The sequence below is a fragment of the Fusicatenibacter faecihominis genome, assembly GCF_020686945.1.
Lineage (GTDB): Bacteria > Bacillota > Clostridia > Lachnospirales > Lachnospiraceae > Limivivens > Limivivens faecihominis.
In genome coordinates this window covers 41,910-54,300 of sequence record NZ_JAJEPR010000006.1, presented here as the reverse complement: position 1 = coordinate 54,300, position 12,391 = coordinate 41,910, and the positions used below count along the sequence as shown (strand labels likewise).

Here is a 12,391-nt window from a genome sequence, read left to right as displayed (position 1 = left end):
CCGGCGGTTTTTCTGTATGGGTGGGAAAAAGCGAAAGCACAGAACGCCCTGATTCATGTGAAAGGAGAAATCGTTTATGACCCGTCATATCGCACAGAAAATTGCGACGGCCTTTGTGACGATCTTTGTTATCATCACCATCAGCTTTTTTCTGGTACATATCATGCCGGGAGATCCGGTGATCCATCTGGTGGGCCAGGAGGAATACTATTATCTGCTGGATAACGATCCGGAGACCCTGAACAAACTCATTGCCAGGTACGGCCTGGATGACAGCCTTCCGGTGCAGTACGGAAAATACCTGAAAAACATTGTGACCATGGATTTCGGTCCCTCTTATACGAACCAGAAACCGGTCGTTTCCAACGTTCTCAAAGCCTGCAAATGGACACTTTTTCTGTCGATTCCCACCTGGATCATCGGCGGACTTTTAGGAGCCCTTCTGGGAGTTATTGCGGGCTGGAAGCCGGGAAAACTCTTTGATAAGATTATGACGCCTATTCTTTTGATCGTGAATACGGTCCCCTCAAACTGTTTCTGTCTGATCCTGCTGATCTTTTTTGCCTACCGGATGAAGCTTTTTCCCATCAACGGAATGGTCTCCCCGGGCGTCGAAGGAATGGCGAGGGTGCAGAGCATCCTCCAGCATATGTTCCTGCCGCTGATTATCATGATTCTTTACCGGACTTCCGGTGATTTCATGCTGATGAAGAGCGCAGTTTCCCAGGTGCGGAGCGAGGAGTACATCATGACGGCGGAGTCCAAAGGTCTTCCCTCCAGAAAAGTCCTTTTCCGTCATGTGATGAAAAATGCGATGGTTCCTTATGCGACTTCCTTCTGTATGCAGTTCGGCGGTATTCTTTCCGGCTCCATGATCATTGAGGTCGTTTTTGGCTGGAAGGGAATGGGAACGATCCTGTATAATGCCGTGTCCAACCGGGATTTCCCCACAGCCCAGTTCTGTTTCCTTCTGTCTGCGGCCCTGGTGGTTTTTGCAAACCTGATCAGCGATATTGTCAACGCGGCCATCGATCCGAGAATCAGAGAGGAGGGAATTCAGGATGCATAAGAAAATTCGTCTGAATGCGGCGGCTACGGCAGGCCTTCTGATCATTCTTTTTTTCCTGATCATCGCTGTTTTCGCTCCGGTGATTGCCCCTTATGACCCGAAAGAGATGATCGCGTCCTATCTGCCGCCCAGCAAAGAGCACATTCTGGGAACCAACGATGTGGGCCAGGACATTTTCTCGGAGATGGTTTACGGCACAAGAGTTTCCCTCTATATCGGCATTTTTGCCGCTTTCATCGTGACCGGTGTGGGAACGGTGCTGGCGCTGGTATCCGGTTATTTCGGCGGAGTGGCAGACAAGATTATCACGGCCATCACAAATATTGCCATGGCGGTGCCGAGTCTTCCTCTGACAGTTCTTCTGATTGCCTACCTGAATCCCGGCAAATGGAGCCTGATCATCGCGATCAGCATCACGGCCTGGACTGGTACGGCGCGAATCTTAAGAGCCCGGGTCATGCAGCTGAAAGAACTGCCTTTCATCAAGATCGAAAAGACGATGGGCGTTCACCCGGCGGTGATCCTTTTCAAACACATTCTGCCGAATATTAAGGACATCATTCTGACCAGAGGAGCCATGGCCATTTCCGGTGCCATGATGACGGAGGCGGGCTTGAGCTTCCTGGGACTGGGAGAATTCGGAGAGAAGAGCTGGGGAAGCGTTCTTCACTATGCCTTTTTCCGGAACAGCATCATGAAAAAACAGTACTGGTGGTATGTGCCGCCCATCGTCTGCATCTGCGTCTGCGTGCTGGGCTTTATGCTCATCGGCTACTATGGAAAGATTAAGAAGGGAGGAGAGTAAGATGCTTCTTGACGTAAAAAATGTGTCCGTGCGTTTTGCCTCCGGCCATGGGGTCCAGGCAGTGGAAAATGTGAGCCTGACGGTGAATAAAAAAGAAAAAGTCTGCATCGTCGGTGAAACCGGAAGCGGAAAGAGTATTCTCCTTCTGGCAATCCTCCATCTCCTTCCGGAAAATGCCATCGTCACAGGCGAGGCCTTTTTCGAGGGGGAGGACATGATCCGGATGAAGCGCCGCCAGCTGGACAAGATCCGCGGAGCCAGAATTTCCTATGTGCCCCAGGGAAGCGGAAACGGCCTGAATCCTCTTCTGACCGTTGGTTTTCAGGTGGCGGAACCCATGATCGAGCATCAGAAGATTGGAAAAAAAGAAGCCATCGCCGAGGCGGTAAAGCTGATGAAGCGTTTTCACATCGGTGACGAGGAAGAGGTGGCCGCTCAGTATCCCTTCACCTACAGCGGCGGCATGAAGCAGCGTGCCATGATCGCCATGGGCATCATCGCGGGAGCCGATATGATCCTGGCGGATGAGCCCACCAAGGGACTGGATGAGGAGCGCATCGAGATGGTGGTGGATGCTTTCCACAGCCTGAAAGACCAGGCTGTGCTCTGTGTGACCCATGACCTGAATTTTGCCCGGGAGATCAGCGACAGCATCTCCGTCATGTACGCTTCCAACCAGGTGGAGTACGCCTCTGCGAAGGAACTTCTGGAGCATCCACTGCACCCTTACACACAGGATATGATCGCGGCGATGCCGGAAAACGGCCTTCATTTTTCCGAGGGCTTTGCCATGGCCCACGAGGACTACGCCGAGGGCGGCTGCAAATATGCGCCCCGCTGCCGGTTCTGCAAGGAAAAATGCAAGGAGACGCCTCCGATGCTGGAGGTGGAGGGCCATCAGGTACGCTGCTGGCTTTATACGGGAAAGGAGGGAGAGTGTCATGCTTCTGACAACGGAAAAGCTCTCTAAGGCTTACAAGAGCCGGAAAAAAGGCGAGCCTGTTTTCTGGGCGGCCAAAGAGGTGTGCGTGGAAATTCCGGAGGGAAAGACCGTAGGCCTTCTGGGGCCCAGCGGCAGCGGAAAATCCACCGTGGGACAGATGATCGTGGGGCTGATCGAGGCCTCTTCCGGGGAAATTTTTTACAAAGGAGAGCGCCTTTCCTATCCGTTGAAAGGGGAGCTGCGGAAGAAGATCCAGATCCTTTTCCAGCACCCGGAAGTTTCCTTCAATCCGATGCTGCCTCTGATCCGGAGTATGGTGGAACCCTATAAGCTCATGAAAAAGGACAGCAGCGAGAAGGCAATTTTGGCGGATATTGAGCGGTTTGGCCTTCACCGGGAGCATCTCTACCGGACACCGCTGGAGCTTTCCGGCGGCGAGCTTCAGCGAGCCGCCCTGGCGCGGGTCCTGGTGCTGGAGGCGGAACTCATCATTCTGGACGAACCCACCAGCATGCTGGACGTGATCTCCCAGGCCCAGATCGTCCATTTCCTTCAGGAATACCAGAAGGAGCACGAGACGGCCTACCTTTTTATCACCCACAACAAGGTGCTGGCGAAGACCGTCTGCGACGAGATCTACGAGATCCGGGAAGGAATCTGTACGAAAAAAGAAATGTAAGAGAACCACTCGGAACTTCCCAGTAGGAAAAATGACAGAATGGGAAAGATTACAGCCCAAAAGCTATTTCGAGCTTACAATAAGACTGAAAAAGAAGATCGAATGAGAACTTGTTACATACAGGCCTGCTTGGCATATGTTAAGATAGCTTTTCAATCACGGTTAAAGGAGAAAATGGCATTTATCGCCTAGCGATCTGGCAGAGAGGCGGATATTCCTATTCTCTCAGTCTGGAAAAGGGAGCCGATGCGGCTACCTTCCTGAAGATCGCAGAAGAGAATCAGTAAAAGTCTGCAAAGGCTTCTAACCACCATTTCGCCAGCAGCTCATGCCCGAAAGCCGTGAGATGGATTCCGTCTGGAGTGAGGGCGTCTGTACCGTATTTTTCGGCTTCCTGCATCCGGTCCTGGAGGGGCAGGAAGGGGAGCTGATACTGGCGGGCGAGAGTTTCTATGGTATGTTCGGCTTCCCGGAGTTCCGGGAGCCAGTTTAAATATTCCTGGGGCCGGGAAAAAAGGAAGGGGCTCATCAGAAAAACAGAAGGAATGGAAGCTTCAAGAAGCCTTCGGATCAGAGTATCGTAGTTAGATGCGAACTCCTGAGCCCGGAGGCTTTTTCCTGTATTTTTGGCGACACCTACGTCGTTGATGCCAATGAGGATGGAGACGGCGGCGGGAGAGAGGGAGAGGCAGTCGGTGGTCAGGTTCCGCAGGAGAAAGGGGAGGGTGAAGCTGCCGTGGCCTTTGTTGATGACAGAAAATTTATCGGAGAGCTTTTCTGACAGGATTTTCACATAGCCGTTTCCGAGGCCATTGTATTCAGGGAGCCACAGACGACCCGCATCTGTAATGCTGTCTCCTAAAAAAACAAAATTTTTCATAAAATTTCTCCTTCTGATTCAAATTTATGGTACACTATGACCATACCAGAAATTGGGGAGAAAGAGAAGAGTTAATTATGAGGCAGGATGCACGGTGCTCCAATTCCGGTCTGGCTTTCAGTTGCGGCAGGGGGAAATTTTAAGGCCCGTCATAATCTGCTAAAAACATTCACAGAAATCCATAATTCGCTTCGCTCAGACAATGGATTTCTGCTCATAACGCAGATTTTGACAGACCAAGAATTTCCGACCTGCCTCCACATGAAGTCAGACTGAAATGGGAGTACCGCGCTGAAAATGGTGGACTGGAATGTGAGAATACAACAGCCGAAAAACGGCAGATAGGAGACCCATGAGAGAAAATATACTGCGTATCAAAGAAAATATGAAAAAGGTTATCATCGGAAAGGACGAGGTTATGGACAGGATCCTGACGGCGTTACTTTCCGGGGGACATGTGCTGCTGGAGGATCTTCCGGGCACGGGAAAGACGGTGCTGGCAAAATCCCTGGCGAAATCCATGAACGGCGAGTTCCGCCGGGTGCAGTTTACTCCGGACCTGCTCCCTTCGGATGTGACCGGACTTCACTATTTTAATCAGAAGGAAGGGGAATTCCAGTTCCGGGAGGGGCCAGTGTTTACCCAGATTCTTCTGGCGGATGAGATCAACCGCGCCACCCCGAGAACTCAGTCCAGCCTTCTGGAATGTATGGAGGAGCGTCAGGTGACAATCGACGGTGAGACGAGAAAGCTGGATGAGGTCTTTTTCGTTATCGCGACGCAGAACCCGATCGAGAGCTCCGGTACGTTTCCGCTTCCCGAGGCCCAGATGGACCGTTTCTTCATGAAGCTTTCCATGGGCTTTCCGAGCAAGGAGGAGGAGCTGGCGATTCTGGACCGTTTTCAGCTCGCGGAGCCTTTAAAAACGCTGGAGCCGGTCTGCACGAGAGAGGAGATCCTCGAAGCCATGGAAGAAATCCGGAAAATTTACGTTCATCCCGAGATTAAAAAATACCTGGTGGATATCGCGGAGGCTTCCCGTCAGGACGGCGAGCTTCTCTCTGGTGTGAGCCCCAGAGGAACGCTGGCCCTCTTTAAGGGAATCCGGGCTTATGCATGGCTCAAAGGCAGAGATTATGTGGTGCCAGAGGATGTGAAGGCACTGGCCGTTCCGGTGCTGGCTCACCGTCTGGTGCTGGCGGGAGCCAGTGACACCGACGCGGAGCGGAGAGTCATGGAGGAGATCTTAAAACGAGTGGAAGTACCTGTGGAGGACTGGAAGAAGAAATGAAACTCATCCTTATCTTAGGGGCGGCTTTCCTTCTACTCTTCCTTCTGGAAAGGGGCTACCGGAGGTTCTGGAGCAGGGATCTCCATGTGGAAGTCCATTTTCAGCCCCACCCAGCCAGGGAGGGGGAGGAAGCCACCCTCACCGAAATCATCGAAAACAGGAAAGTGCTCCCGGTACCGATGCTCCAGGTGGAATTTCTCCTGGACCGAAGCCTTGGGATCGACGAGGAGGAAAATGCCTCCCTTTCCGACCAGCTGTATAAAAGGGACGTTTTCTCTGTATCTTTTTATCAGAAGATCAGCCGTACGATTCCGCTGAAATGCAGGAAGAGAGGCTATTATCATATCCATGAGGCCAACCTCATCGCCGGAGGCCTCCAGATGGAGAAAAATTATTACAAGGATATTCCGCAGGACACTTTTCTCTACGTTTATCCCGGCGACGTGTCTATCGACCGGCTGAAACTGCCGATGCACCGCCTGGGAGGAGTGCTGGAGGGAAGACGGGGCATGGTGGAGGATCCCTTTGCTTTTGCGGGCATGCGGGAGTACGATGGCACCGATCCAATGAACCGCATCAACTGGAAAGCTTCGGCCCGGTCCGGAAACCTTATGGTAAATCTCCAGAATTCCACATATTCGCCCCGGGTGGCCTGCTTTGTGGATGTGGAGGATGTGACGATGTGGAAACATATGGAGATTCACGAGGAAGCCATCCGTCTGGCGGCGTCTCTTTTGCGAAGCGTCCTGAAAAAAGGCATTCCCGCATCTCTTTACACGAACGGCGAGGATTTTCTTTCCGGCAGCCTGGTTCAGGTGCCGGAGGGCAGCGGAAGAGGCCAGACCGAGAAGATCAACCGTTCCTTAAGCCGGCTGAATCTGAATGCGAAAAAGCGCCCCGGCCCTATCTCTGTGGAGTTGCTTAGGATGGAGCATGAGCTCACCTCTACCCAGCAGGTAGTGGTCCTCATCACAGAAAATCAGGGCGAAGCGCTCCAGGATGCCGTCCGGAAAATGGCATCAAAGGGAGCGAGCTTCCTGTGGCTGGGCGTTTTCTATAAGAAGGAAGGCTGGTCCGGCCCGAATATTCACGGCGTGGATTACCTGAAATGGGAGGTGGAGCATGAAGGATAAAGAACTTCGGATCTACGAGATCCTTTACGGTGGCATTTGTATGAGCCTTCCCATTTTTTCCTGCCCGGGAGAGCTTTCTCTCTGGCGGCTTCTCCTGCCCATGGCGGCGGCTTTCTGTCTCTATGAGGCGGCCCTGCGGAGAAAAAGTATTCTTTTCTATCTTTTGCTCTGGGCAGCTTTTGGAGTGGCTGGTTTTGAGGCGGGCCGGGATCTCATCGAGAAGGCCTGCCTGACCGGCGGCATCGTTTTGGGCGGCGCAGCTTATTTTTACGGTCGCTGGAAGGGGGATTACCTGTTCCTGGGCGGACCGGCGCTCCCGATGCTGGCGGTGCCGGGAATCGCTTATCTTGTCGCCCATGTGGAAAAATGGGATTATATCAAGGGCCGGGCCTGCGTTTTTGCGGCCTTGGTCATTATCTTAAGGATTCTCAGCGGAAACAGGGAGCGGCTTTTGATTTATCTAAAGGAAAATGAAAAGCTTCACCGTTTCCCGAAGCAGCGCCTGGAAAAAAGAAACCGCCGCGTCATGGTCTTTTTCGGCATTCTTTTAACCCTGGTCATGATTGTGGCTTACTGGAAGGCTCCGGCAGACCCGGAGTTTACCAAGTCTGAGAACATGCCGGATGTCAGCTTTACTATGGAGCAGTTCGAGCCCTCTGGCGGCATGGAGATGGATATGTCTGAGCTTCTCGGCGACGACGAGACTTACGAGCCTCCGGCCTGGATGCTCGCTTTGGAAAATATCCTTTATTATGTGGTGACGATTGCGCTGATCACAGGCCTTATCGTGCTGGTCACACTGACGGTCTACAAGATTTTGAAAGCTTATCGGAACCGTTATGAAAAATGGACTCCCGAGGAAAAGACCGAGAGCGGAGATGTGACCGAGAGCCTGGCTCCTCCCAAAATTGTCCTGCCTAAATTTTTCCGGAAAAAGACTCCCGGGGAGCAGATCCGGAAATATTACCGGAAATGGGTGCTGGGAGGTCCCGGCCAGACTCCGGCGAACACAAACACCCCGGAGGAAGCGGAAAAAAATGCCGGTGTGGCTGACGAAACGGCCCATTTTCTCTACGAGAAAGCACGCTACAGCAAGGCGGAATGTACGGCGGAAGATGCGGCTTATCTGAAAAAACTCGGTTAAACAGGAGGTTTTATTATGATCTATACAGGCTGTCATCTCTCATCGGCCAAAGGCTTTGAGGCCATGGGAAAAAATGCCCTGAAGCTGGGAGCGGATACCTTTGCTTTTTTCACCCGGAATCCCCGGGGTGGAAATGCAAAGGCCATCGATCCCGCAGATGCGGCCAGGTTTCGGGAACTGGCGGCGAAGCATCATTTTGGAAAGATTGTTGCCCATGCGCCCTATACACTGAACCCCTGCGGGGCGAAAGAGGAGGTCCGAGATTTTGCATTCCGGGCCTTCCAGGAGGATCTTGTTCGGATGGAGTACATCCCGGGAAATTATTATAATTTTCACCCCGGAAGCCATGTGGGCCAGGGAGCGGAGAAAGGCATCGAGCTCATTGCCGACCTTTTAAACCAGTCGCTGAAAACCGAGCAGACCACCACTGTGCTTCTGGAGACCATGGCGGGAAAAGGAACTGAGGTGGGCCGGAGCTTTGAGGAGCTCCGGGCGATCCTCGACCGGGTGGAGCTGAAAGAAAAAATGGGCGTCTGTCTTGATACCTGTCACGTCTGGGACGGAGGCTATGATATTGTGAATCACTTCAATGAGGCGCTGGAGGAGTTCGATGCGGTCATTGGCCTGAACTATCTCAAGGCCATTCACAGCAACGACAGCCTGAATCCCCTTGGCGCGCACAAAGACCGGCATGCAAGGCTGGGCGAGGGTCATATCGGCCTGGAGGCTTTCCGCAGGATCGCCTCACATCCGAAGCTTCAGGGGCTGCCCTTTATCATGGAGACGCCCAACGATGACGAAGGCTGGACAAAAGAGATCGCGATGATGCGAAAATTTGCAGAAGAAAGGAACTGACACAGATGGAAAAAGAAATCAAAGAGGACAAAATGCTGGAATTTCGTTATGTAATCAAGGATGAGACCGGACTTCACGCAAGACCCGCCGGAATGCTGTCCAAACTGGTGCGGGATGCGGATTGCGCCGTGACCATCACCAAAGGGGACAAGTCCATCGACGCGGGCAAACTCATCGCAGTCATGGGACTTGGAATCCATCAGGGGGATGAGGTCATCGTCAGCGCCGACGACGAGGAAGTGCTGGCAAAGTTGAAATATTTCTTTGAAACCTACCTCTGAACCGGAAAGGAAAGGGAGAGCTATGGAACAGTACAAAGGCAGGGCCATCGTGCAGAAGATCGCTGCCGGGCGGATCTGGTTTTATACGAAAGAAGAGCAGAGTGTCAAGAGATACCGGGTGGAGGACACAGAAAAAGAGTGGAAACGCTACGAGGCCGCGCGGGACGAGGCGGTCCGGGAGCTGAATGGTCTGCGGGAAAAAGCAGTCCGTGAGCTGGGCGAGATCAACGCCGCGATTTTTGAGGCTCATGCGCTGATGCTGGAGGACCGGGATTACAGCGATTCTGTGAAAAATATCATCGAGACCCAGGGCGTCAATGCCGAGTATGCCGTGGCTGCCACCGGGGACAATTTTGCGAGGATGTTTTCCGGCATGGAGGATGAATATTTCCGGGCAAAAGCGGCTGATGTGCAGGATATCTCCGAGCGGGTTATCGGCATTCTGAGCGGCAGACGAAAGCGAAAAAAGATGGGAAAAGAGCCGGTGATTGTGGTGGCGGAGGATCTGGCTCCCAGTGAGACCGTTCAGATGGACAAGTCCAAGGTCCTGGGTTTTGTGACCCGCCAGGGATCCAGCCAGTCCCACACGGCGATTCTGGCCCGGACCATGAATCTTCCGGCCCTCATAGGAGTTCCGGTGAGGGAAGAGTGGGATGGCAAAATGGCTGTCCTTGACGGAGTGAACGGTCTTCTCTATGTGGATCCTGACGAGGAAACTCTGGAAAATATGCGAAAGCTTCAGAAGGAAGAGCAGGAACGGATTCGGCTTCTCACGGAGTACAAAGACCAGGAAACCGTCACAAAGAGCGGCCGAAGGGTTCGGCTTTGTGCCAACGTGGGCAGCGTTTCGGATGTGGCCGGGGCGCTGCAGAACGGAGCCGAGGGCATCGGGCTTTTTCGGAGCGAGTATCTTTTTCTGGAGGCGGATCACTGCCCGACGGAGGAAGAACAGTTCCAGACCTATCGATTGGCGGTGGAGATGATGGCTGGCAAACCGGTTGTCATCCGGACGATTGACATTGGCGCGGACAAGCGGGCGCCGTATATGGAGGGAGAGCCTTTTCATCTGGAGCAGGAAACCAATCCGGCTATGGGTCTTCGGGGCATCCGTCTTTCCCTGGAAAAAGAGGAGCTTTTCAAAACGCAGCTTCGGGCCATTCTCCGGGCGGGAGCCTACGGTGAAGTTTCGATTCTCTATCCGCTCATTACTTCTGTGGAGGAGTTTAAGAGAGCCAAAGCCCTCTTAAAGGAAGTGGAGGAGGAGCTTGCCGATTTCGGGATTCCCTGCGGAAAAGTCCGTCAGGGTGTCATGATTGAGACTCCGGCGGCCGCGGTTTTGAGCGATCTTCTGGCCGCGGAGGCAGAGTTTTTCAGCATCGGAACCAACGATCTTTCCCAGTACACTATGGCGGTGGACCGGGAAAATCCAAGGACAGAGGAGTATTTCGATTCGCATCATCCGGCATTACTCCGTCTCATCGAGTACACGGTGAAAAATGCCAGGGCAGCAGGGATCCCGGTGGGAATCTGCGGAGATCTGGGAAGCGATGAGTCGCTGACGGAGTTTTTTGTAAAAGTGGGCGTGGATGAGCTTTCCGTGCCGCCCTCCCGGGTACTGCCCTTGCGGGAAAAAATAAGAAATATAGACTGAGAAAGGAATTTTTACAGAATGAAAACGTTTAAGATCAGTGAAAATGTCAAAGAAGTATCGAGAGTGGGCTTAGGCTGTATGCGTCTGACCCAGAGAAAGACCGACGATGAGGTCCGGGCCATTGTGGACACAGCTCTGGAAAACGGCATCAATTTCTTCGATCACGCGGATATTTATGCAGGAGGAGAGGCGGAAGCAGCCTTTGGAAAGATCCTGACACCTTCCCTCCGGGAACAGGTGGTGATCCAGACGAAATGCGCGATCCGTCCGGGCATCTGCTACGATTTTTCCAGGGAGCATATCCTGAAATCTGTGGACGGCAGCCTGAAACGGCTGAACACCGAGTATGTGGATCTTCTGCTTCTTCATCGTCCGGACGCTCTCATGGAGCCGGAAGAGGTGGCAGAGGCTTTCGATACGCTGAAAACCCAGGGAAAGGTTCGGGCTTTCGGTGTGAGCAACCACAATCCCATGCAGATCGAGCTTTTGAATCAGGCCACAAAAGGAGCGGTTGAGGTCAACCAGATCCAGTTTTCCGTAGCTCATTGCCCCACCATTGACGCAGGCCTCAACGTCAATATCCAGAACGACGCGGGCTGTAACCGGGACGGCAGCGTTCTCGAATACTGCCGCCTGAAAAACATCACGGTCCAGGCATGGTCACCCTTCCAGTACGGCATGTTTGAGGGAATCTTCATCGGAAGCGAAAAATATCCGAAGCTCAACGAGGTCCTGAACCGCCTGGCTGAGAAATACAACACCACGCCAAACGGCATCGCCGTTGCCTGGATTCTCCGCCACCCCGCCGGAATCCAGACCATTGTCGGTACCATGAATGAAAAACGCCTGTCTGATGTGGCAAAAGCAGCAGATATCGTGCTCACGAGAGAAGAGTGGTACGAGCTGTATCTGGCCGCCGGGAAGATGTTGCCGTAAGAAATAAAAGAAAAGGCACATGAGAAATCCCTGCTATAAAGGGACTTTCATGTGCCTTTTGCTATGCAGAAACTTATCGTTTCTCCGGTTCCGGATAATCCACGCCGAAGGTTTCAACGGTCATGGACTGGATCTTCTGCTCGTCCAGCGGGCGGTCGCTGTAATCGGTGTCGGTATCAGCGATCTTGTTTACGACATCCATGCCCTCGGTGATTTTTCCGAAAGCGGCATAAGCGCCATCCAGATGCGGAGCAGCCTTGTGCATGATGAAGAACTGGCTTCCGGCAGAGTCGGGATGCATGGCTCTTGCCATGGAAAGAACGCCTGCCTCATGCTTCAGGGAATTGTTGAAGCCGTTCTGGGCGAACTCACCTTTGATGCTGTAGCCCGGGCCGCCCATGCCGGTTCCATCCGGGCAGCCGCCCTGGATCATGAAACCGCTGATGACGCGGTGGAAGATCAGGCCGTCATAGAAGCCCTTTTTCACCAGGCTGATGAAATTGTTTACGGTGTTGGGAGCAATCTCAGGATAAAGCTCCGCTTTCATAACGTCGCCATTTGCCATAGTAATGGTAACGATCGGATTCTGTGCCATAATCATAATCTCCTTTTGTTCAGTATTCTCTGGCTATTATAATCTTTTTTGGGACAGATGGCAAGGCAGGACAGAAATATTTCATTATTGGTATTGTCATCGGTTCAGTGAAAGAGTAAAATCAAATAC

General features: G+C 52.7%; 13 protein-coding genes. 11 read left to right on the top strand and 2 right to left on the bottom strand.

From position 1 onward, the window contains the following. Positions 1-76: 76 nt before the first annotated feature. The 4 genes from LKD71_RS05205 to LKD71_RS05190 are packed head-to-tail and all read left to right on the top strand — an operon-like array spanning position 77 to position 3,496. A complete protein-coding gene (locus LKD71_RS05205) occupies positions 77-1,069 on the top strand; it encodes an ABC transporter permease (RefSeq protein WP_227614627.1) in 993 nt (330 codons plus the stop codon). Then, entirely contained in the window at positions 1,062-1,874 is an 813-nt protein-coding gene (locus LKD71_RS05200) for an ABC transporter permease (protein WP_227614626.1), read from the top strand. Before LKD71_RS05205 ends, LKD71_RS05200 begins: the two co-directional genes overlap by 8 nt. 1 nt (position 1,875) lies before the next feature. Further along, positions 1,876-2,844: an ABC transporter ATP-binding protein gene (locus LKD71_RS05195; protein ID WP_227614625.1), complete on the top strand. Its 969-nt coding sequence runs from the start codon at positions 1,876-1,878 to the stop codon at positions 2,842-2,844. Beyond that, on the top strand, positions 2,816-3,496 hold the full coding sequence (locus tag LKD71_RS05190) for an ABC transporter ATP-binding protein (RefSeq protein ID WP_227614624.1): 681 nt from the start codon (positions 2,816-2,818) through the stop codon (positions 3,494-3,496). The genes LKD71_RS05195 and LKD71_RS05190 overlap by 29 nt, the downstream gene beginning before the upstream one ends. A gap of 280 nt (positions 3,497-3,776) precedes the next feature. Here LKD71_RS05190 and LKD71_RS05185 read toward each other — a convergent pair whose 3' ends face one another. Further along, positions 3,777-4,376 (bottom strand): SGNH/GDSL hydrolase family protein, encoded by a 600-nt coding sequence (locus LKD71_RS05185; protein WP_227614623.1) that lies wholly within the window; start codon positions 4,374-4,376, stop codon positions 3,777-3,779. A 352-nt stretch (positions 4,377-4,728) separates the two neighbouring features. Here LKD71_RS05185 and LKD71_RS05180 point away from each other — a divergent pair, with 352 nt between their 5' ends. The 7 genes from LKD71_RS05180 to LKD71_RS05150 are packed head-to-tail and all read left to right on the top strand — an operon-like array spanning position 4,729 to position 11,667. Further along, positions 4,729-5,667, top strand: coding sequence for an AAA family ATPase (locus LKD71_RS05180; RefSeq protein WP_227614622.1), 939 nt, complete (start codon positions 4,729-4,731; stop codon positions 5,665-5,667). Beyond that, complete coding sequence (locus LKD71_RS05175) at positions 5,664-6,800, top strand: DUF58 domain-containing protein (RefSeq protein ID WP_227614621.1); 1,137 nt, start codon at positions 5,664-5,666, stop codon at positions 6,798-6,800. The genes LKD71_RS05180 and LKD71_RS05175 overlap by 4 nt, the downstream gene beginning before the upstream one ends. Then, entirely contained in the window at positions 6,790-7,944 is a 1,155-nt protein-coding gene (locus LKD71_RS05170; RefSeq protein WP_227614620.1) for a hypothetical protein, read from the top strand. Before LKD71_RS05175 ends, LKD71_RS05170 begins: the two co-directional genes overlap by 11 nt. 15 nt (positions 7,945-7,959) lie before the next feature. Continuing rightward, positions 7,960-8,799, top strand: coding sequence for a deoxyribonuclease IV (locus LKD71_RS05165; RefSeq protein WP_178045243.1), 840 nt, complete (start codon positions 7,960-7,962; stop codon positions 8,797-8,799). 5 nt (positions 8,800-8,804) lie between these two features. Beyond that, positions 8,805-9,080, top strand: a complete 276-nt coding sequence (locus LKD71_RS05160) for an HPr family phosphocarrier protein (protein WP_227614619.1) — start codon at positions 8,805-8,807, stop codon at positions 9,078-9,080. A gap of 22 nt (positions 9,081-9,102) precedes the next feature. Next, positions 9,103-10,731 carry a phosphoenolpyruvate--protein phosphotransferase gene (gene ptsP, locus LKD71_RS05155; RefSeq protein ID WP_227614618.1) on the top strand — a complete coding sequence of 543 codons (1,629 nt, stop codon included), beginning with the start codon at positions 9,103-9,105 and terminating at the stop codon, positions 10,729-10,731. A gap of 18 nt (positions 10,732-10,749) precedes the next feature. Beyond that, positions 10,750-11,667: an aldo/keto reductase gene (locus LKD71_RS05150; protein WP_227614617.1), complete on the top strand. Its 918-nt coding sequence runs from the start codon at positions 10,750-10,752 to the stop codon at positions 11,665-11,667. Positions 11,668-11,740: 73 nt separating this feature from the next. Here LKD71_RS05150 and LKD71_RS05145 read toward each other — a convergent pair whose 3' ends face one another. Further along, positions 11,741-12,268 carry a peptidylprolyl isomerase gene (locus tag LKD71_RS05145; protein WP_408610973.1) on the bottom strand — a complete coding sequence of 176 codons (528 nt, stop codon included), beginning with the start codon at positions 12,266-12,268 and terminating at the stop codon, positions 11,741-11,743. Positions 12,269-12,391: the final 123 nt, after the last annotated feature.